A 20017-nucleotide genomic window follows, 5' to 3' on the forward strand; every position below is an offset into this window, starting at 1 on the left:
CCCCGAGATCACTCTCGGGGCGGGCCTTCGAGTCTAGGGCTAGTGCGGCCTGAGGGACTCGAACCCTCACGGGATTTCTCCCATGGGCACCTAAAACCCAGGCGTCTGCCAATTCCGCCAAGGCCGCATGGCGACCAGTCTAGGGCTTCGCCGAGTGTGGGGACAGCGACTTCCGCCGTCGCCCCGCCGGTGCCGCGTCCGGGCCCCGCGGCGGCGGTGGCGCCGGGCCCGTCGGGTCGCCCCGGGGGTGCCGGGAGTGGGTTTCGGCCAGGGGGCTGACTGGATGTCGCGCGCTTCCGACCTGTGATGTTTGGCTGTTGATTACCAATTGGTACAGACCTATTGACCTATGTGGTTCAGACCACATAGCTTCTCCGCCAATTGCAACCCCCACGTGCGTGCTCCCCCACAGGCACGCGCCGACACTCTCTCCTGGAGGACCGAGTGTTGATCCGAAACACGGCGGAGCGGCGTCCCACCGCCGCGCACCGCCGGAAGAGCCCGGCGGCCCGCGCCGGTGTGGCCTCGCTCGCGGCGGCCTCGTTGGCCGGACTGCTGATGGCGACGCTGGGTGCGGCGCCCTCGCAGGCGTCGGCGGCCGTCGACAACGCGGCCTGTCGGCCCGACGGCCTGTACCAGACGCCCGGCGTGGACGTCCCGTACTGCTCCGTCTACGACACCAGCGGGCGCGAGAAGATGGGCGCGGACCACCAGCGCCGCATCATCGGCTACTTCACCGGCTGGCGCACCGGCAAGAACGGCGACGCCCCGTACCTGGCGACCGACATCCCCTGGGACAAGGTCACCCACCTCAACTACGCCTTCGGCCACGTCGGCGGCGACAACAAGCTCTCGGTCGGCACCGACGGCCCGACCAACGAGGCCACCGGGATCTCCTTCCCCGGCGTCCCCGGTGCCGAGCTGGACCCGAGCCTGCCGTACAAGGGCCACTTCAACCTGCTGACGAAGTTCAAGAAGCAGTACCCGAACGTCAAGACCCTGATCTCGGTGGGTGGTTGGACCGAGACCGGCGGCTACTTCGGGGACGACGGCAAGCGCGTCAACTCCGGCGGCTTCTACTCGATGACCGTCAACCCGGACGGCAGTGTCAACCAGGCCGGCATCGACACCTTCGCCGCCTCCTCGGTCGACTTCATCCGCAAGTACGGCTTCAACGGCGTCGACGTCGACTACGAGTACCCGACCTCGATGAAGGACGCCGGCAACCCGCTGGACTGGCAGCTCGCCAACGGCAAGCGCGGTTCGCTGGCCAAGGGTTACGCGGCGCTGATGAAGACCCTGCGCGAGAGCCTGGACAAGGCCGGCGCCGCCGACGGCAGGCACTACCTGCTGTCGGTCGCCGCCCCGTCCTCCGGCTACCTGCTGCGCGGCATGGAGACCTTCCAGGTGGCGAAGTACCTGGACTACGTCAACATCATGTCGTACGACCTGCACGGCGCCTGGAACAAGTACGTGGGCCCGAACGCCTCGCTGTACGACGACGGCAAGGACGGCGAGCTGGCCGCCGCCAACGTCTACGGCACCGGGCAGTACGGGGGCATCGGCTACCTGAACGCCGACTGGTCGTACCACTACTTCCGCGGCTCGATGCCGGGAGGCCGGATCAACGTCGGCCTGCCGTACTACACCCGCGGCTTCAAGAACGTGCAGGGCGGCACCAACGGCCTCTGGGGCACCGCCTCGGCGACCACCTGCCCGGCCGGCTCCGGCCTGACGGCCTGCGGTGACGGCGCGGTCGGCATCGACAACATCTGGAACGACAAGGACGACGCGGGCAAGGAGTCCCCGGCCGGGTCGAACCCGATGTGGCACGCCAAGAACCTGGAGAAGGGCATCCTGCCCGACTACCTGGCCAAGTACGGCGTCTCCGACACCGCGCTGCAGGGCACCTACACCCGCAACTACAGCTCGGCGCTGGTGGCGCCGTGGCTGTGGAACGACGCCAAGAAGGTGTTCCTCTCCACCGAGGACGAGCAGTCGGTGGGCGCCAAGGCGGACTACATCGTCAACCAGGGCGCCGGCGGCGCGATGATCTGGGAGCTCGCGGGCGACTACAAGTGGGACGCGGCCGCCAACGGCGGCAAGGGCGAGTACGTGCCCGGTTCGACGCTGACCTCGCTGATGTACGACAAGTTCAAGTCGGCGGCCCCGTACGGCGCGGTCCGCGCGACGACCGCGCTGCCGCAGCAGACCCTGCCGATCGACGTGTCGTTCACCAACTTCGCGCTGGGCGACTCGAACTACCCGATCAACCCGAAGCTGCACATCGTCAACAACTCGACGCTGACCCTGCCGGGCGGCACCGAGTTCCAGTTCGACTACGGCAACTCGGCCCCGGGCAACGCCAAGGACCAGTCCGGCTTCGGCCTCCAGGTCATCAAGCAGGACAACCCGGGCCCGGGCAACGTGGGCGGCCTGAAGGGCACCTACAACCGGGTGTCGGTCAAGCTGCCGGGCTGGCAGTCGCTGGCGCCGGGCGCCTCGATCGACATGGACTTCGTCTACTACCTGCCGGTGTCCACGCCGTCGAACTGGACGGTCAACGTGGGCGGCACGCTGTACGGGATCAAGGGCGACCTGACCCGCGGCGCGGTGGACGGCGGCACGCCGACCCCGACCCCGACGCCGTCGCAGACGGCCACCCCGACGCCGACCCCCACGGGCACGCCGACCGGCACGCCGACGGCCACCCCGACCGGGACGCCGACGCCGACCGCGACCCCGACCTCGGGCACCTGCGCGGCCGCCCCGAGCTGGGACGCCGGCACCACCTACGCGACGCCCACCAAGGTCTCGTGGAAGGGCCACTACTACCAGAACAAGTGGTGGACCAAGGGCGACGACCCCGCGGCCAGCGGCTCGTGGGGCGTCTGGAGCGACCTCGGGACCTGCTGATCAGGGCGGTCCGCTGAGGTGAGGACGGCGGTGGCGGTGCACCCGGTCGGGGGGTGTGCCGCCACCGCTTCGTCGTACCGGCCGTGCTTACGCGCCGACGCTTACGCGCCGACCTTGAGGTCGCGCAGCAGCTTGGCGACGTGGCCGGTGGCCCGCACGTTGTAGAACGCGTGCTCGACCTTGCCGTGCTCGTCCACGACGATCGTGGAGCGGATGACGCCCAGGTAGGTGCGGCCGTAGTTCTGCTTCTCGCCGAAGGCGGCGTACGCCTCCAGCACCTCCTTGTCCGGGTCGGACAGCAGGGTGACCTTGAGGTTCTCGGCCTCGCGGAACTTGCCGAGCTTCTCCGGCTTGTCCGGGGAGATGCCGATGACGTCGTAGCCGGCGTCCGCGAGGACCTCCAGGTTGTCGGTGAAGTCGCAGGCCTGCTTGGTGCAGCCGGGCGTCAGGGCGGCGGGGTAGAAGTAGACGATGACCTTGCGGCCCGCGTGGTCGGCGAGGGACACCTGGTTGCCGTCGGCGTCGGACAGGCTGAAGGCGGGCGCGGTGTCGCCGGGCTGGAGACGCTCACTCACGGTCGTACTCTCCTGGATGCTGGGACGGGCGGTCGTACCACGGCAAACTTACCTCCGATGGTGGGTGGGGCCGCGCGACCGTGTGCGGCAGCTGACACACTGGGTCAGTCGCACCGATCGCAGGGATCGGATGGAACAACATCGGCGAGTGAATGGGGTGGCCCGAGTGGGCGAGGCGAGCACGCAGGACAAGTCGGCGCGGACGACCGCCCAGATCGAGGCGGACATCGAGCGGACGCGTGACCGGCTGGCGTCGACCCTGGACGAGCTGGCCGTCCGCGTCCACCCGAGCACGGTGACCGCCCAGGTCAAGGCCAAGGCGGTGGCCGCCGTCGAGGAGAAGACCGCCCGGGCGTACGTGGCCGCCAGCGGCGTGGTGGAGAAGGTCCGGGCGCAGTTCGTGGACGAGAAGGGGCAGCCGCGCCGCGAGCGGATCGTCCCGGCCGCGCTGGTCGGCGTGGGCCTGGTGCTGCTGGTCGCCTCGGCGCGCAAGCGCCGCAAGGGCTGAGCGCACAGCGGGACGGTGGGGCCGGGCGCGACGGGTGCCCGGCCTTTCGCGTGCCCGGCGCTCCGCCTGCCGGGCCTTCCGGATACCGGGCCAGCGTCACGCCCCGCGCCCGGGGGAGGTACCTTCGGGACCGTGAGTACGAACCACGAACCGACGCGCTCCGACGACGCGCAGGAGCCCGCCCGCCACGACCGGCTCGGCGAGAAGCTGCCGATCCGGATGCTGCACGACCGCGTGCTGGTGCGGATCGAGGGCGGCGAGGGCGAGCGCCGTTCGACCGGCGGCATCCTGATCCCGGCCACGGCGGAGCTGTCCAAGCGCTGTACCTGGGCGGAGGCCGTCGCGGTGGGCCAGAGCGTGCGCTCGGTGGAGCCCGGCGACCGGGTGCTGTACGACCCGGAGGACAAGCTGGAGGTCGAGGTCCGCGGCGCCACCTACGTGCTGTTGCGCGAGCGCGACCTGCACGCCGTCGCCGCCACCCGCTTCGGCGACACGGAGGGCTCGACCGGGCTGTACCTGTGACGGTCTGATCCGCTCCGTGCCCTGAGGTGCCCCCGACCCGGGTCGGGGGCACCGTGCTTTCGCGGCGGGGGTCCGCGACATGGCGTTCCGCCGCGGGGATCGGGGGCGTTGTCGGTGCCGCGCGCTAGGGTCCCGGCATGAGTGTGCCGGTGATCGGGGACGGGGAGCGTCGGGCCAGGCTGGGGCGGCGTCAGCTGCTGGCGCCGTCGGTGCGGGCGGCGCGGGTGGAGGACGTGGCCGACGCGGTGGTCGGGCTGCACGCGACGGACGCGGCCACGGTGTACCTGTCGGCCTGCGCGCGGCTGGCCGAGCCCTCGGCGGCGGAGGTGGACCGGGCGCTGTACGAGGACGTCTCGCTGGTGAAGCTGCTGTCGATGCGGCGGACGATCTTCGCGGTGACGGAGGGCCTGGCCCCGTACGTGAGTTCGGCGGCGGCACGGGCGATCGCGGCGAAGGAGCGGGCGACGCTGCTGAAGCACCTGCGGGACCACGCCGAGGGCTGGGACGAGGCCAGGCTGGCGGAGGCGGAGCGCGAGGTGCTGGCCGCGCTGGCCGGGCGCGGCGAGGCGACGACCAAGGAACTCTCCGAGGACGTACCGCAGTTGCGCGAGACGATGCTGATGTCCGCGGGCAAGGCGTACGAGGCGCGGCAGAGCGTGGGCAGCCGGCTGCTGCGGCTGCTGGCCTCGGACGGGCACGTGCGCCGCTGCCGTCCGCGCGGGTCGTGGCTGAGCAGCAGCTACCCGTGGGCGCTGGTGCCGCAGTGGCCGGAGGTGCCGGTGCGGGAGGCGAAGGCCGAGGTGGTGCGGCGCTGGCTGGCGGCGTACGGGCCGGCGACGGTCGAGGACGTGAAGTGGTGGACGGGCTGGACGCTGGGGGACGTCCGCCGGGCGCTGGCCGATCTCGGGGCGCTGGACGTGGCGTTGGCCGGCGGGGCGCCCGCCCTGGTGCTGCCGGGGGACGAGGGGCCGGTGGCGGAGCCGGAGCCGTGGGCGGCGCTGCTGCCCGCGCTGGACCCGGCGGTGATGGGCTGGCGCGGGCGGGACTGGTACCTGCGGCCGGAGGACGTGCCGGCGCTGTTCGACCGGGCGGGCAACGCCGGGCCGACGGTGTGGTGGTGCGGCGAGGTGGTGGGCGGCTGGACGCAGCGCGCGGACGGCGAGGTGGTGTGGCGGCTGTTCCGGGGGGCCGGGGCGGAGGCGGAGCGGGCGGTCGCGGCGGAGGCGGAGCGGTTGGCGGGCTGGCTGGGCGAGGTGCGGGTGACGCCGCGGTTCCGCACCCCGCTGGAGAAGGAGCTCAGGGGCTGACCGGGAGCCGATCGGGGGCTCAGGGCGTCGGGGGCGGCGGCACCGGGTGGCTCGCGGGGCCGCCGGTGGCGCTGGGCAGGGCCGTGGGGCGGGTCGGCTGGACCAGGGTGGGCTTCGGGGTGGGGCTGGGCTGCTCCGGGTCCGTGGTCGTCGGCCTGGTGGCCTGCGGGCTGGGGGTGTTGGGGCCGGTGGGGGGCTGGCCGGTGGCGGCGGGGGCGCTGGGCGTGTGGCCGACGGGCGTGCCGGGGGCCGGGTCGGTGGTGGCGGGTTCGCCGCCGGCGGCCGGGGCGGTGGTCGGGGTGGTGGCGCTGGGGCTGCTGCTAGTGGACACGCCGGGCCAGGGGGTGGCGGTGGTGGCGCCGTGTCCGGTCCGGAGGTCGAAGTCCTGGGTGGGGGTGCCGTCGAGGGCGGCGGCGGTGTAGGCGGTCCAGATCCGGGTGGGGAAGGCGCCGCCGTTGATCCGGCTGAGTCCGGCGGTGCCGGCCAGCGGTTCCTTGGCGTGGGTCTTCGGGTTCTCCCGGAACAGGCCGACGGTGGTGGCGAGTTCGGGGGTGTAGCCGGCGAACCAGGCGGAGAGGTTGGAGTCGGTGGTGCCGGTCTTGCCGGCGGCGGGGCGGCCGAGGTCGAGGGCGGCGGCGCCGGTGCCGCGCGGGCTGATGACGTCGCGCAGCACGTCGGTGACGGAGTCGGCGATCTCCCGGTCGAGGGCGTCGGTGGGGTTGTGCTCGGGCATCTTGGGGACGTCGACGGCGCCGCCGGGGTTGACGCGTTCGAGTTTGAGGACGGACCAGGGGGTGTGCGCCTGGCCGTGGTCGGCGAGGGTGGCGTAGGCGCCGGCCAGGTCGAGGGCGCTGGGGGTGGCGGTGCCGAGGGTCATCGAGGTGTTGGCCGGGTCCATGCCGCGGACGCTGTCGGGGATGCCGAGTCTGACGGCGGTCTCCCGGACGCGGGCGAGTCCGGCGTCCACACCCTCCTGGGCGTACACGGAGTTGACGGACTTCACCATGGCGTAGCGCAGGGTGATGTTGCCGTAGTCGACGCCGTCCTCGTTGGGCGGGGCGTAGGGGGTGGGGCCGCCGGTGACGGGGCGTTCGCTGGTGCCGTCGTAGCGGGACTCGGTGGTGATCGGGCGGCCGTCGAGGTCGTGCTGGGCGACCAGGCCGGCGGCGAGGTCGATGGGCTTGAAGGTGGAGCCGATCTGGTTGTCCTGGCGCAGCGCGTCGTTGTAGGGCTGCTTGGCGTAGTCGGGGCCGCCGTAGACGGCGACGACCCGGCCGGTGGCGGGTTCGACGGAGGCGCCGGCGACCCGGACGTCGGTGTCGGTGGTGGGGCGGGCCTGGGGGTCGAGTTCGCCGGTGAGCTGCTCCTGGACGGCCTTGGCGAAGGCGTCCTGCCGGGGCTTGTCGAAGGTGGTGGTGATGCGCCAGCCGCCGGCCTTGAGGGTGGCGGCGTCGATGGTGCCGGAGGAGACGAGGTAGTCGTCGGCGACGCCGACCAGGTACCCGGCCTGGCCGGCGAGGCCGGTGGCGGGCTGGGGGTCGATCGGGTCGGGGAAGGTGGTGGCGGCGCGGTCGGCGGGGGTGAGGAAGCCGAGTTGGACCATGCCGTCGAGGGCGTAGTTCCAGCGGGCGACGGCCTTCTCGCGGTTGGCGGGGGTGGCGGTCTTGACGTCGTAGAGGCTGGGGGCCTGGAGCAGGGAGGCGAGGTAGGCGCCCTGGCCGAGGGTGAGTTGGGAGACGTCGACGCCGTAGTAGGCGTGGGCGGCGCTCTGGATGCCGTAGGCGCCGCGGCCGAAGTAGCTGCTGTTGAGGTAGCCGGCGAGGATCTCGCGCTTGTCGCGCTGCTGGTCGACCTTGAGGGCGATGAGCAGTTCGCGGCCCTTGCGCTCGATGGTGCGGTCCTGGGTGAGGTAGTAGTTCTTGACGTACTGCTGGGTGATGGTGGAGCCGCCCTGCATGCCCTTGCCGAGCAGGGTGTTCCAGCCGGCCCGGAGCATGCCCTTCAGGTCGATGCCGCGGTTCTGGTAGAAGGTGCGGTCCTCGGCGGAGACGACGGCCTGCTGGGTCGGGAGCGGGATCTGGTCGATGGTGACGTCGGTGCGGTTGACGGCGCCGGTGCGGGCGATCTCGGTGGTGCCGTCGGCGTAGAGGTAGATGTTGTTCTGGGCGACGGCGTGGGCGTTGGGGTCGGGTACCGGGACGATGACGTAGAGCACGGCGAAGCCGCCGGCGGCGAGCAGGAGCAGCGCGGTGAGGGTGCCGAGGGTGATCCGCCAGGTGGGCAGGAGCCGGCGCCAGAGCGGGAGGGCGCGGCGGGCCTCGCGGCGGGCGGCCCGTTTGGCCTGGCGGCGGGTGCTCAAGGTCATGCCGAGATTATCTGCTATTTGACGTCGGCTCAGGTCGGAAAAACCGGGTGCGGGTGGTGCGGGCCGGAGGTACGGTGAAAGGTGAAAACCGCATAGCGCGCCGACTTTTCGGTGTACTGGCCTTCCAGTGCACCGGCTTTCCGGCGCACCGACTTCCGCAGCTCCGCCCGCCAGGCCCGGCACCCCCCGGGTACGGCCGGTCGGAGCCGTTGGGGCGTGCGCGGATGTCGAGGGGCGCCTCCCTCTGCCCATATTTGTCGACAAGGAGACAATATGCTCTACGCCGCCGTTGCCCGCGGCGCCTTCCGCCGCTACTCCACCTACCGGGCCGCCACCGTGGCCGGCACCTTCACCAACACCGTCTTCGGCATCATCCTGGCCTCCTCCTTCCTCGCCCTCTGGCAGGCCCGCCCCGGCCTCGGCGGCTACGACCAGAGCCAGGCCGTCACGTACATCTGGGTCAGCCAGAGCCTGCTGGTCACCGTCGCGGTGTGGGGCGGCGGCTTCCAGGACGACCTCCAGGACCGCTTCCGCAGCGGCGACATCGCCGTCGACCTCTACCGCCCGGTCGACTTCCAGGGCTGGTGGCTGGCCTCCGACCTCGGCCGGGCCGGCTTCCAGGCGCTGGTGCGCGGCACCGTGCCGATGCTGATCGGCGCGCTGGTGTTCCGCATCCGGCTGCCCGAACACCCGCTGACCTGGGCGTTCTTCCTGCTCTCGGCGCTGCTCGCGGTGATCGTCAGCTTCGGGCTGCGGTTCCTGGTCTCGATCACCGGCTTCTGGCTGCACGACTCGGAGGGGGTGCGCTCGGTGATGCTGGTGGTCTCGATGTTCTTCTCCGGGATGCTGCTGCCGGTCGCGCTGTTCCCCGGCTGGCTCGGCGACCTCGGCCGGGTGCTGCCCTGGTCGGCGCTGGTGAACGTCCCCACCGACGTCTTCCTGGAGCGGACCGGCGGCGCCGCGCTGCTCGGGGCGCTCGGCTTCCAGCTCGGCTGGGCGGCGGTGCTGCTCGCCGCCGGGCGGGGCGCCCAGTGGCTGGCCACCCGCAGGGTGGTGGTGCAGGGTGGCTGAGCAGCTCGTACGGGAGCCCCTCGAGCCCCGCGACTCCCTCGGGCACCAGGAGTCCTTCGGGCCCCGCACCGCCTGGGCGCTGCGCTCCTGGTGGCTCTGCGCCCGGATGTGGATGCGCTCGATGATGGCCTACCGGGCCTCCTTCGCCCTGAACCTGGTGGCCAGCCTGGTCACCCACTCCCTCGACTTCGTGGTGCTGGTGATCATGTTCCGGCACACCGACCGGCTCGGCGGCTGGAGCCTGCCGGAGACGGCCTTCCTCTACGCCACCGCGGCCTTCTCGCTCGGCACGGCCAACCTGCTGGTCGGCTCGGCCGAGGGCCTGGGCGCGCGGATCAGGAGCGGCTCGCTGGACACCATGCTGATCCGGCCCGCGCCCGCGCTCTCCCAGCTGTGCGCGGAGCGCTTCTCGCTGCGCCGGCTCGGCCGCCCGCTCCAGGCCGTCGCCGTGCTGGTCTGGTCGCTGACCGCCCTGGACGTGCACTGGACCTGGGACCGGGTGCTGCTGGTGCCCGTCCTGCTGCTCTGCGGCACCGTCATCTTCGGCGCGGTCTACGTCGGCGGCGCCACCGTCCAGTTCTGGTGGGGCGAGTCCAAGGAGATCCAGAACTCCTTCACCTACGGCGGCGCGACCCTGCTGCACTACCCGCCGACGATCTTCGCCAAGGAGCTGGTCGCCGCGGTGGTCTTCGGCGTCCCGCTGGCCTTCGTCAACTGGCTGCCCACGCTGCGCATCCTCGACCGGCCCGACCCGCTCGGCCTGCCCACCGCCTTCCAGTTCGCCTCCCCGGTGGCCGCCGCGGTCTGCGTCCTCGCCGCCGGACTGGCCTGGCGGGCCGGGCTGCGCGCCTACCGCGGCACCGGCAGCTGAACCCCCGCCGCTCCGCTTCGCTTCGTGAGGAACCCCATGGCACTGATCGAACTGCAGGACGTCCACCGCACCTTCACCGTGCGGACCCGCACCGGCCGGTTCAGCCGGGCCAGGCGCGAGGTCCGCGCGGTGGACGGGCTCGGCTTCACCGTCGAGGCCGGCGAGTGCGTCGGCTACATCGGGCCCAACGGGGCCGGCAAGTCCACCACCATCAAGATGCTCACCGGCATCCTCGTCCCCAGCTCCGGACGGCTGCGGGTGGCCGGGGTCGACCCGGCCCGGGAGCGCGTCGCGCTGGCCCGCCGGATCGGCGTCGTCTTCGGCCAGCGCACCACCCTCTGGTGGGACCTGCCGCTGCGCGACTCCTTCGAGCTCGCCCGCCGGATCTACCGGATCCCGGACGCCCGGTACCGCGAGAACCTCGACCGCTGCGTCGAACTGCTCGACCTCGGCGGGCTGTTGGACACCCCGGTGCGCCAGCTCTCGCTCGGCCAGCGGATGCGCGGCGACCTCGCGGCGGCGTTGCTGCACGACCCCCGGGTGCTCTACCTGGACGAGCCGACCATCGGCCTGGACGTGGTCAGCAAGGGCCGGGTGCGGGAGTTCCTGCGCGAGGTCAACCGGGACCGGGGCACCACCGTGCTGCTCACCACCCACGACCTGACCGACATCGAGCAGCTCTGCGGCCGGGTGATGGTGATCGACCACGGCCGGCTGGTGTACGACGGCGGGCTGGAGGGGCTGCACGCCACCGGCCGCAGCGAGCGGACGCTGGTGGTGGACCTCGCGCAGGAACTCGGGCACCCGGTCGAGGTGCCCGGGGCCCGGGTCACCCGGGTCGAGGGGTCGCGCCAGTGGCTGGCCTTCCCGGCCCAGGAGAGCGCCGCGCCGATCGTGGCGGCGGTCGCCGCGCGCTACCCGCTGGTGGACCTGTCGGTGCGCGAGCCGGCCATCGAGGACGTGATCGCCCGGATGTACGCGGAGGTCGCGATCGGCTGACGGGTGCCGGGTCCTGGTTCGCCTTCCCGGCCGTCGCTCACCCGTGCGACGGCCGGGGGTGCGTTCGGTTCCTAGTCACCGGTGTGGGTGATCGTCGTGACCCCCGGCCCTCACCGTGAGTTGACCCGGCATCACTCGCCGATGTCCGGAACCGGAGGCCCGCCACCCGATGGCCGTACCCGACGTGACCGTGGTGGTCGCGGTCTACAACACCATGCCGTACCTCACCGCCTGCCTGGACTCGCTGGTCGGGCAGTCCCTGGCGCCGGGGCGGCTGGAGGTGGTGGCGGTGGACGACGGCTCCACGGACGGCGGCGGGGAGCTGCTGGACGAGTACGCCGCCCGCCACCCCGGGCTGTTCACGGTGGTGCACCAGTCCAACTCGGGCGGCCCGGCCGGCCCGACCAACCGTGGCCTGGAGCTGGCCCGCGGCCGCTACGTGCTGTTCCTCGGCGCGGACGACTGGCTCGGCGAGGAGGCGCTGGAACGGCTGGTCACGGCCGCCGACGCCTGGGGCTCGGACGTGGTGGTGCCCAAGCAGGTCGGGGTGAACGGGCGGCTGGTGCCGCAGGGGATCTTCCACGCCGACGCCGAGTCGGTGGGCTTCGCCGACTCCGCGCTGGCCTGGGCGCTGGCCGACACCAAGCTGTTCCGGCTCGACCTCGTCCGGCGCCACGGGCTGCGCCGCGACGAGGGGTTGAAGGTCTTCTCGGACCAGCCGTTCACCCTGGAGGCCTGCCTGCGGGCGGCCAGGGTGTCCGTCCTCGCCTCCTACGACTGCTACTTCCTGGTGCTGCGCGAGGACCGGGGCAACGTCACCGAGCGGGCCGGGGTGCTGGACCGGCTGCGCGGGATCGCCGCGCTGCAGCAGGTGGCCGTCGAACTGGCCGAGCCGGGCGAGGAGTTGGACGCCATCCGGGCCCGCAGCTTCGGCTGGGACGTGCCCCGGCTGCTGCGGGAGGGCTTCCTGCTGCTGACCGCGGACATGCAGGAGCGGGTGTGCGTCGAGACCGCCCGGCTGGTCGAGCGGTTCGGCGCCCGCGAGGTGTACCACCGGCTGCCGGTCGCCGAGCGGGTGCGGCTCGAACTGGCCTGCGCGGTACGGCCGGAGGCGCTGCGTGACCAGGTCCGCTACGAGGCGGCGCACGGCGATCCGCCGGTGGTGGTGGACGGACGGCGGCAGTACGCGGGCTACCCGGCGTTCCGGGACGCCCGGCTCGGTCTGCCGGACGAGCTGTTCCTGCTGCGCGAGGAGGCGGCGGTGGCGGAGGTCGAGGCGGCCGCCGGGCCGCTGGACCTGGCGCGGCAGCTGTGGCGCGGTCTCGTCCCGGAGCAGGTGCGGCGCGGGCTGCGGAGGAACCCGGCGTGGCGCCGGCTGGCCGACTCGGTGAACGGAGGACGGGGATGAGCCTGGACGTCTGCGTGGTCGGGCTGGGCAAGCTGGGCCTGCCACTGGCGGTGCAGTTCGCGCTGAAGGGCCACCGGGTGACCGGCGCGGACATCGCGCCGGGCGTGGTGGACAGCGTCAACCGGGGCGTGCCGCCGTTCCCCCGGGAGGCGGGCCTGGACCAGGCGCTCAAGCGGGTCGTCGCCGAGGGCCTGCTGCGGGCCACCACCGACACCGCGGCCGCGGTCGCCCGGGCCGAGGCCGTCGTCGTGGTCGTCCCGCTGGTCACCGCCGCCGACGGCAGCCCGGACTTCGCCCTGCTGGACGCGGCCACCGACGCCGTCGCGGCCGGGCTGCGCCGGGGCACCCTGGTCAGCTACGAGACCACCCTGCCGGTCGGCACCACCAGGGAGCGCTGGGCGCCGCGGCTGTCGGCCCGGTCGGGGCTCGCGGCCGGGACGGACTTCGCGCTGGTGTTCAGTCCGGAGCGGGTCCGCACCGGACGGGTCTTCGCGGACCTGCGGCGCTACCCCAAGCTGGTCGGCGGCCTGGACGCGTCCTCCACCCGGCGCGGCGCCGAGTTCTACCGGGCGGTGCTGGACTTCGACCCGCGCCCCGACCTGCCCCGGCCCAACGGCGTCTGGGAGCTGGCCTCGGTGGAGGCGGCCGAGTTCAGCAAGCTCGCCGAGACCACGTACCGGGACGTGAACATCGCGCTGGCCAACCAGTTCGCCCGCTACGCGGACGAGGTCGGGGTGGACTTCGCGGAGATCGCCGACGCCTGCAACTCGCAGCCGTACAGCCACCTGCACCGGCCGGGCATCGCGGTCGGCGGGCACTGCATCCCGGTGTACCCGCGGCTGTACCTGTGGAACGACCCGGGGGCGACGGTGGTCCGGGCGGCGCGCGAGGCCAACCTGGCGGTGCCGGGGTACGCGGTGGGCGTGCTGGCGGGCGCGGTGCCGGGCGGGATCGCCGGGCAGGGCGTGCTGGTGCTCGGCGCCTCGTACCGGGGCGGGGTCAAGGAGACGGCGTACTCCGGGGTGTTCCCGCTGGTCGAGGCGGTGCGGTCGGCGGGCGCGCGGCCGTACGTCAGCGACCCGCTGTACGAGGCGGAGGAGCTGGCGGCGCTCGGGCTGCCGCCGTACGGCGGGGAGCCGGTGGTGGCGGCGGTGCTGCAGGCGGACCACCCGGAGTACCGGGACCTGGCGCCGGTGGACCTGCCGGGGGTGCGGGTGCTGCTGGACGGGCGGCGGTGCACGGACCCGAAGCGCTGGGCGGGCGCGGAGGTGCGGCGGATGGTGCTGGGCGGGGAGTGAGGCCCCTCCTCGCCCGGCATGTGAGGTCCCCGGGGGCGCGTGATCGCGATGCGCGCCCCCGTCCGCGCCGGGCAACGGGCAGACTGGCGGGGTGAGTGACGATGCCTTCAGCGGGACCGGCCCCGGAGTCCGGTTCACCGCGGCCGACGAGGAGAAGAGACGCGGCGTCCGCCGGATGAAGACCATCGCGACCGGCCTGCTGGCCTTCGCGACCCTGGTCTTCGCCCTGGCCACCTGGGCCAAGGCGGCCGGCGCCGGCCCCTGGGCGGGGTACGTGGCGGCCGCCGCCGAAGCGGGCATGGTCGGCGCGCTGGCCGACTGGTTCGCGGTGACCGCGCTGTTCCGCCGGCCGTTCGGCCTGCCGATCCCGCACACCGCGATCATCCCGACCAAGAAGGACGCCTTCGGCCGCTCGCTCGGCGACTTCGTCGGCGAGAACTTCCTCTCCGGCCACGTGGTCCGCGGCCGCCTGGCGGCGCTCGGCATCGGCCGCCGGCTGGGGGAGTGGCTGGCCGCGCCGGGCAGCGCCGAGCGGGTCACCAAGGAGGCCTCGGCGGCGCTCCGCGGCCTGCTCGCGGTGCTCCGCGACGACGACGTGCGGGCGGTGGTCGCCGAGGCGGTGACCAGGCGGGCCGCGGCCACCTCGGTGGCCGAGCCGATGGGCCGGATGCTCGGCAAGGTGGTCGCGGACGGCGGGCACCACGGGGTGGTGGACCTGGTCGCCGTCCGGGCGCACGGCTGGCTGACCACCAACCACGAGGAGGTGGTCCAGAAGGTCACCCAGAAGACCCCGGGCTGGACGCCCAGGTTCATCGACCACCAGGTCGGCGAGCGGGTCTACAAGGAGCTGATGCGGTTCGTCACCGAGATCCGGGACGACCCGGACCACCCGGCCCGCGGCGCGATCGACAACTTCCTCGCCGACTTCGCGACCGAGCTGCAGACCGACCCGGAGACCATCGCCCGGGTCGAGCGGGCCAAGGGCGAGCTGCTGGCCCGCCCCGAGGTGCAGGACCTGATCAACTCCACCTGGGCGGCCGTGCGCACCCTGGTGATGGGCGCGGCCGAGGACGAGGACAGCGAACTGCGCCGGCGCATCCGCGACGGCGTGCGCCGCTTCGGCGAGCGCCTGGCCACCGACCCCAAGCTCCAGGCCAAGGTGGACGGCTGGCTCCAGGACGCCGCCCAGTACCTGGTCGACACCTACCGCACCGAGATCACCTCGCTGATCTCCGAGACGGTGGCGGGCTGGGACGCCGACGACGCCTCCCGCAAGATCGAGGCCAACGTCGGCCGCGACCTCCAGTTCATCCGGATCAACGGCACCGTGGTCGGCGCCCTGGCCGGGCTGCTGATCCACACCGTGGCGGTCGCGCTCGGGGGGTGATCCGGGGACGGCGCCCCCGGCGTGGGCCTATCCTGGGCCGAACTTCGCGATACGCGCGTAGAAGCACGGAGAAGGAAGAAGGGAACCACCGTGGTCCAGCCGGACGGAAGTCGGATCGTCCCCCACACCAGCCGGATCGGCTCCACCGACCGGAGCATCGAGGCGTTCATCGCCGGGATGCCCAAGGCGGAGCTGCACGTCCACCACGTCGGCTCGGCCTCGCCGCGCGTCGTCGCGGAGCTGGCCGCCCGGTACGCCGGGAACTCCAAGGTGCCGACCGACCCGGCGGCGCTCGCCGAGTACTTCACCTTCACCGACTTCGCGCACTTCATCGAGGTCTACCTCAGCGTGGTGGACCTGGTCCGGGACGCCGAGGACGTCCGCGCGCTCACCTACGGCGTGGCCGAGGACATGGCCCGGCAGAACATCCGGTACGCCGAGCTGACCATCACCCCGTACTCCTCGGTCCGCCGGGGCATCCCCGAGGTCGCCTTCATGGAGGCGATCGAGGACGCGCGGCTGCGCGCCGAGAAGGAGCTCGGCGTGGTGCTGCGCTGGTGCTTCGACATCCCGGGCGAGGCGGGGCTGCGGTCCGCCGAGGAGACCGCCCGGCTGGCCACCGAGCTGGGCCCCGAGGGCCTGGTCAGCTTCGGCCTGGGCGGCCCGGAGATCGGCGTGCCGCGCCCGCAGTTCAAGCCGTACTTCGACCGGGCCCGGGCGGCCGGCCTGCACAGCGTGCCGCACGCGGGCGAGACCACCGGGCCGGAGACGGTCTGGGACGCGATCCGGATGCTCGGCGCCGAGCGCATCGGGCACGGCACCCAGGCGGTGAAGGACCCGGCGCTGCTCGATCACCTGGGCGAGCACCGCATCCCGCTGGAGGTCTGCCCGACCTCCAACATCGCCACCCGGGCCGTGGAGCGGATCGAGGACCACCCGATCAAGCGGATGGTGGACGCCGGACTGCTGGTGACGGTCAACAGCGACGACCCGCCGATGTTCGGCACCGACCTCAACACCGAGTACGCGGTGGCGGCGCGACTGCTGGGCCTGGACGAGGCCGGGGTGGCGGGGCTGGCCCGCAACGCCGTCGAGGCCTCCTTCCTGGACGGGGCGGGCAAGACCCGGCTGACTGGGGAGATCGACGCCTACCTGGCGGGCTGGCAGCAGGCCTGACCTTCCCGCGGTCCGCGTTTCCCCTGGTGAACCGCCCCGTCGACGCCCTCGTTCCCGGGGGTCGGCGGGGCGGTTCCGTGTTCCGGCGCGGGTTGGCGCCACCGCCGTTCGGGTGATGGCGCCACAGTGGTGCCATAAATGCTCGACATGGTGCCATCGCTGTGCCATGCTTACGGCCATGGACCTCACGCCATATGTGGAAAACCTCCGGAACGAGCTCGCGGTGGCCGCCGCCACGGGCGGAGACGAAGCCCGCGCGCTGGCCGAGCGGCTGACGCTCCCGCTGGAGTCGGCCGTGCGGCTCACCCTGCTCAACGCGCTGTCGGCGGCCATGGGAGAAGTCACCCGCGACCTCGCCCCCGGCTCGGTGGACGTGCGCCTGCGCGGACTCGACCCGGAGTTCGTGGTGACGGCGCCGCCCGGATCGGATGCCTTCCACGGCGATATGGCACCACCGTCGGCGCCGGTGGCACCAGTCGTGTCGCCCGTGGTGCCACCGGTGGCGCCTCCGGTGGCGTCGGAGTCGGACGAGACGGGCACCGCCCGGATCAACCTCCGGCTGCCCGCCCACCTCAAGGCCCGGGCGGAGGAGGCCGCCGTCGAGGCCGGCCTCTCGCTCAACGCCTGGCTGGTCCGGGCCCTGGCCGGCGCCCTGGAGGGCGGTGAGCCGGCCCGCCGGCCGGTCGCCGACCCGGGCAGCCGGGTCCCGCGCAGCATGGGCGGCCAGGGCTTCACCGGCTGGGTCCACTGACAGCTCCGTAGCGCCCGCAGCACCTCCCGCACCACCTTCTGCACCTTCGACGTCACCCCCGCTCCGACCAGCGGGGACACCCACACGAGTCAAGAGGACGGGACAGCCATGCCTACGTACGAGACCGACGGACCGATCTCCGCCATCCTCGAGTTCGACATCGGCTCGGTCTGGATCAAGGCGAGCAAGCGCACCGACGCCGTGGTCGAGGTCCGGCCCGCCAACCCGGCCAAGGAGGCGGACGTCAAGGCCGCCGAGCAGACCCAGGTCGACTTCTCGGGTGGCCGGCTCGGCATCAAGGCCCCCAAGCAGCGCTCCGTCTTCAGCGGCAAGAAGGGCGCGGTCGAGATCCTGGTCGAGCTGCCGGTCGGCTCCGAGGTCCACAGCGAGTCCCCGATGGCCGAGTTCGTCACCGAGGGGGCGCTCGGCGCCTGCCGGCTGAAGACCTCGCTCGGCCGGATCCAGGTCGAGCACGCCGACAGCGCCCGGCTCGACAGCGGCTTCGGGGACATCCGGCTCGGCGGGACGGCCTGGGACGCCGAGGTCTCCGGAGCCGGCCGGATCGAGATCGGCTCCGTCGGCGGCCGGCTGACGGTCAAGAACAGCAGCGGCGACACCGAGATCGACGAGGTCCGCGGCGAGCTGCACGCCAACGCCTCCAACGGCCGGATCCACGTCGGCCAGGCCGAGGGGAACGTGACCGCCAAGTCGGCGCACGGCCACATCCGGGTCGGCCGGGTGGTCCGCGGCCAGGTCACCCTGCAGACCAGCGTGGGGGACGTGGAGGTCGGCATCGCGGAGGGCACGGCGGCCTGGCTCGACGTGCACAGCAAGGTCGGCGGCGTCCGCAACGACCTCGGCCCCACCAAGGGCCCGGGCGACGCGGTGGAGACGGTCGAGGTCCGCGGCCGCACCCAGGTCGGCAACGTCATCGTCCGGCGGGCGTGATGGCGGCGAACGCGGCGGCCCCGGCGGACGTGGCGGTCCGTTCGCTCCCGGCGGTCTCGGCGACGGGGCTCACCAAGTCCTACGGGGACAAGGCGGTCCTGCGGGGCATCGACCTGGAGATTCCGGCGGGCAGCGTGTTCGCCTTGCTCGGGCCCAACGGCGCCGGCAAGACCACCACCGTGCAGATCCTCTCCACCCTGATCCCCGCCGACGGCGGCTCGGCCCGGGTGGCCGGGCACGACGTGGAACGCGAGGCCGACGGGGTGCGGAAGGCGATCGGGGTGACGGGCCAGTTCTCCGCGGTGGACAACCTGCTCACCGCCGAGGAGAACCTGCTGCTGATGGCCGACCTCAACCACCTCCGCCGTCGGGAGGGGCGGAGGCGGGCCGAGGAGCTGCTGCGGCGCTTCGACCTCACCGAGGCCTCCCGCGAGGCCGTCGCCACCTTCTCCGGCGGCATGCGGCGCAAGCTCGACCTCGCGATGACCCTGGTCGGGGACCCGAGGGTGATCTTCCTGGACGAGCCGACCACCGGGCTGGACCCGCGCAGCCGGCGCACCATGTGGGAGATCATCCGGAGCCTGGTCGCCGACCACGGGGTGACGATCTTCCTCACCACCCAGTACCTGGAGGAGGCCGACCAACTCGCCGACCGGATAGCCGTCCTGGACGGTGGCCGGATCGTCGCCGAGGGCACGGCCGAGGAGCTGAAGCGGTACGCCCCCGGCGGGCGGATCCGGCTCCGGTTCACCGACGCCGGCTCGCTGGCCACCGCCGCCGCCCTGTTCCCGTACGCCACGGCCGACACCGAGGCGCTGCGGCTGGAGATCCCGGGGGACAACTCCGTCCTCACGGTGAAGGCCGTGCTGGACGCCCTCGACAACGCGTCCGTGCAGGCCGAGTCGCTGGTCGTGGAGACGGCCGACCTGGACGACGTGTTCCTGCAACTGACCGGGGAGGGCTCGCGATGAGCACGGCCACGCACACGGCCACGCACACGGCCACGCCTATGGCCACCAGTACCGCCGGCCAGGCGCTCGGCGACTCGCTGACCATGCTGCGCCGCAACCTCAAGCACGCGCTGCGGTACCCGTCCCTGACCTTCGCGGTCGTGGTGACGCCGGTCATGATGCTGCTGCTCTTCAACTACGCCTACGGCAGCACGCTGGGCGCCGGCATCGGCGGCGGCCACTACATCGACTACGTCACGCCCGGCATCGTGCTGATGGCGGCCACGTCCGGGGCGCTGGTCACCGCGATCGGCATCTGCACCGACATGACCGAGGGCATCGTCAACCGCTTCCGCACGATGGCGATATCGCGCTCCGCCTTCCTGGCGGGGCACGTGGTCGGCAGCGTCATCCAGACCATGATCGGGCTGGTGCTGGTGGTCGGCACGGCCCTCGCGATGGGCTTCCGGCCCAACGCCGGACCGGTGGAGTGGCTGGCCGCGGCAGGGCTGCTGCTCTTCCTCACCATCGCCCTGACCTGGATATCGGCCGGCATCGGCCTGGTGGCCAAGACGGTCGAGAGCGCCAGCAACATGCCGATGCCGCTGCAGTTCCTGCCCTTCATCGGCAGCGCCATCGTGCCGACGGACTCCATGCCCACGGCGCTGCGCTGGTTCGCCGAGTACCAGCCCTTCACGCCCATGATCGAGACCCTGCGCGGGCTGCTGCTGGGCACCGGTATCGGCACCAGTGCCTGGATCGCCCTCGCCTGGTGCACCGCGCTGACGCTGGTCGGCTACTTCTGGTCGCGGAGCGTCTTCTACCGGCGGTGACGGGGGTATCGCCGGTGCGCCGAGTGACCAGGGCCGAGTGACCAGGGCCGAGTGACCAGCGCCGGGTGACCGCGGCAGGGCTGCTGCTCTTCCTCACCATCGCCCTGACCTGGATATCGGCCGGCATCGGCC

The 20017-nt window shown here is 72.7% G+C and carries 17 protein-coding genes and 1 tRNA gene; 15 read left to right on the forward strand and 3 right to left on the reverse strand.

All coding sequences use genetic code 11. From position 1 onward, the window contains the following. Positions 1-43 precede the first annotated feature (43 nt). Positions 44-127: transfer RNA gene (locus ACFU7Z_RS15690), tRNA-Leu, on the reverse strand. A 431-nt stretch (positions 128-558) separates the two neighbouring features. On the opposite strand from ACFU7Z_RS15690, the gene ACFU7Z_RS15695 reads away from it, so the two are divergent. Next, complete coding sequence (locus ACFU7Z_RS15695; RefSeq protein WP_380777846.1) at positions 559-2916, forward strand: chitinase C-terminal domain-containing protein; 2358 nt, start codon at positions 559-561, stop codon at positions 2914-2916. A 101-nt stretch (positions 2917-3017) separates the two neighbouring features. Here ACFU7Z_RS15695 and bcp read toward each other — a convergent pair whose 3' ends face one another. After that, a complete protein-coding gene (gene bcp, locus ACFU7Z_RS15700; protein WP_049655699.1) occupies positions 3018-3491 on the reverse strand; it encodes a thioredoxin-dependent thiol peroxidase in 474 nt (157 codons plus the stop codon). Positions 3492-3657: 166 nt separating this feature from the next. On the opposite strand from bcp, the gene ACFU7Z_RS15705 reads away from it, so the two are divergent. The 3 genes from ACFU7Z_RS15705 (at position 3658) to ACFU7Z_RS15715 (ending at position 5828) form a co-directional block, all read left to right on the forward strand. Further along, entirely contained in the window at positions 3658-3999 is a 342-nt protein-coding gene (locus ACFU7Z_RS15705; protein WP_049655697.1) for a DUF3618 domain-containing protein, read from the forward strand. A gap of 219 nt (positions 4000-4218) precedes the next feature. Then, a complete protein-coding gene (locus tag ACFU7Z_RS15710) occupies positions 4219-4521 on the forward strand; it encodes a co-chaperone GroES (RefSeq protein WP_049655715.1) in 303 nt (100 codons plus the stop codon). 137 nt (positions 4522-4658) lie between these two features. Beyond that, a complete protein-coding gene (locus ACFU7Z_RS15715; protein ID WP_049655696.1) occupies positions 4659-5828 on the forward strand; it encodes a winged helix DNA-binding domain-containing protein in 1170 nt (389 codons plus the stop codon). 19 nt (positions 5829-5847) lie between these two features. On the opposite strand, the gene ACFU7Z_RS15720 is transcribed toward ACFU7Z_RS15715, so the two are convergent. Next, positions 5848-8193, reverse strand: coding sequence for a transglycosylase domain-containing protein (locus ACFU7Z_RS15720; RefSeq protein ID WP_380777842.1), 2346 nt, complete (start codon positions 8191-8193; stop codon positions 5848-5850). Between the two features lie 273 nt (positions 8194-8466). Here ACFU7Z_RS15720 and ACFU7Z_RS15725 point away from each other — a divergent pair, with 273 nt between their 5' ends. The 11 genes from ACFU7Z_RS15725 (at position 8467) to ACFU7Z_RS15775 (ending at position 19885) form a co-directional block, all read left to right on the forward strand. Further along, a complete protein-coding gene (locus ACFU7Z_RS15725; RefSeq protein WP_074005053.1) occupies positions 8467-9264 on the forward strand; it encodes an ABC-2 family transporter protein in 798 nt (265 codons plus the stop codon). Continuing rightward, the gene (locus tag ACFU7Z_RS15730) at positions 9257-10135 is read left to right on the forward strand and encodes an ABC transporter permease (RefSeq protein ID WP_380777843.1); all 879 of its coding nucleotides are present in this window, start codon (positions 9257-9259) and stop codon (positions 10133-10135) included. Before ACFU7Z_RS15725 ends, ACFU7Z_RS15730 begins: the two co-directional genes overlap by 8 nt. Positions 10136-10171: 36 nt before the next feature. Further along, entirely contained in the window at positions 10172-11134 is a 963-nt protein-coding gene (locus ACFU7Z_RS15735) for an ATP-binding cassette domain-containing protein (RefSeq protein ID WP_074005054.1), read from the forward strand. 169 nt (positions 11135-11303) lie between these two features. Further along, the gene (locus ACFU7Z_RS15740; RefSeq protein ID WP_053111993.1) at positions 11304-12542 is read left to right on the forward strand and encodes a glycosyltransferase; all 1239 of its coding nucleotides are present in this window, start codon (positions 11304-11306) and stop codon (positions 12540-12542) included. Between the two features lie 2 nt (positions 12543-12544). Beyond that, positions 12545-13840: a nucleotide sugar dehydrogenase gene (locus tag ACFU7Z_RS15745; protein ID WP_049650311.1), complete on the forward strand. Its 1296-nt coding sequence runs from the start codon at positions 12545-12547 to the stop codon at positions 13838-13840. A 91-nt stretch (positions 13841-13931) separates the two neighbouring features. Further along, the gene (locus tag ACFU7Z_RS15750; protein WP_259316613.1) at positions 13932-15227 is read left to right on the forward strand and encodes a DUF445 domain-containing protein; all 1296 of its coding nucleotides are present in this window, start codon (positions 13932-13934) and stop codon (positions 15225-15227) included. A 135-nt stretch (positions 15228-15362) separates the two neighbouring features. Then, the gene (locus ACFU7Z_RS15755) at positions 15363-16403 is read left to right on the forward strand and encodes an adenosine deaminase (protein ID WP_375874793.1); all 1041 of its coding nucleotides are present in this window, start codon (positions 15363-15365) and stop codon (positions 16401-16403) included. A 178-nt stretch (positions 16404-16581) separates the two neighbouring features. Next, positions 16582-17154, forward strand: coding sequence for a toxin-antitoxin system HicB family antitoxin (locus ACFU7Z_RS15760; protein WP_380777844.1), 573 nt, complete (start codon positions 16582-16584; stop codon positions 17152-17154). 108 nt (positions 17155-17262) lie between these two features. Further along, positions 17263-18102, forward strand: coding sequence for a DUF4097 family beta strand repeat-containing protein (locus ACFU7Z_RS15765; protein ID WP_049650301.1), 840 nt, complete (start codon positions 17263-17265; stop codon positions 18100-18102). Next, positions 18102-19073, forward strand: a complete 972-nt coding sequence (locus tag ACFU7Z_RS15770) for an ATP-binding cassette domain-containing protein (RefSeq protein ID WP_380777847.1) — start codon at positions 18102-18104, stop codon at positions 19071-19073. Before ACFU7Z_RS15765 ends, ACFU7Z_RS15770 begins: the two co-directional genes overlap by 1 nt. 38 nt (positions 19074-19111) lie before the next feature. Further along, positions 19112-19885: an ABC transporter permease gene (locus tag ACFU7Z_RS15775; RefSeq protein WP_380777845.1), complete on the forward strand. Its 774-nt coding sequence runs from the start codon at positions 19112-19114 to the stop codon at positions 19883-19885. Positions 19886-20017: the final 132 nt, after the last annotated feature.

This window comes from Kitasatospora sp. NPDC057518 (genome assembly GCF_042802075.1).
GTDB lineage: Bacteria > Actinomycetota > Actinomycetes > Streptomycetales > Streptomycetaceae > Kitasatospora.

Bases quoted from the DNA above. Each gene is read 5' to 3' on its own strand.
- ACFU7Z_RS15710 (WP_049655715.1), top strand. From the start codon at position 4,219: ATGCTGCACGACCGCGTGCTGGTGCGGATCGAGGGCGGCGAGGGCGAG.
- ACFU7Z_RS15715 (WP_049655696.1), top strand. From the start codon at position 4,659: ATGAGTGTGCCGGTGATCGGGGACGGGGAGCGTCGGGCCAGGCTGGGG.
- ACFU7Z_RS15725 (WP_074005053.1), top strand. From the start codon at position 8,467: ATGCTCTACGCCGCCGTTGCCCGCGGCGCCTTCCGCCGCTACTCCACC.
- ACFU7Z_RS15770 (WP_380777847.1), top strand. From the start codon at position 18,102: ATGGCGGCGAACGCGGCGGCCCCGGCGGACGTGGCGGTCCGTTCGCTC.
- ACFU7Z_RS15760 (WP_380777844.1), top strand. From the start codon at position 16,582: ATGGACCTCACGCCATATGTGGAAAACCTCCGGAACGAGCTCGCGGTG.
- ACFU7Z_RS15740 (WP_053111993.1), top strand. From the start codon at position 11,304: ATGGCCGTACCCGACGTGACCGTGGTGGTCGCGGTCTACAACACCATG.
- ACFU7Z_RS15765 (WP_049650301.1), top strand. From the start codon at position 17,263: ATGCCTACGTACGAGACCGACGGACCGATCTCCGCCATCCTCGAGTTC.
- ACFU7Z_RS15720 (WP_380777842.1), bottom strand. From the start codon at position 8,193: ATGACCTTGAGCACCCGCCGCCAGGCCAAACGGGCCGCCCGCCGCGAG.
- ACFU7Z_RS15695 (WP_380777846.1), top strand. From the start codon at position 559: ATGGCGACGCTGGGTGCGGCGCCCTCGCAGGCGTCGGCGGCCGTCGAC.
- ACFU7Z_RS15735 (WP_074005054.1), top strand. From the start codon at position 10,172: ATGGCACTGATCGAACTGCAGGACGTCCACCGCACCTTCACCGTGCGG.
- ACFU7Z_RS15775 (WP_380777845.1), top strand. From the start codon at position 19,112: ATGGCCACCAGTACCGCCGGCCAGGCGCTCGGCGACTCGCTGACCATG.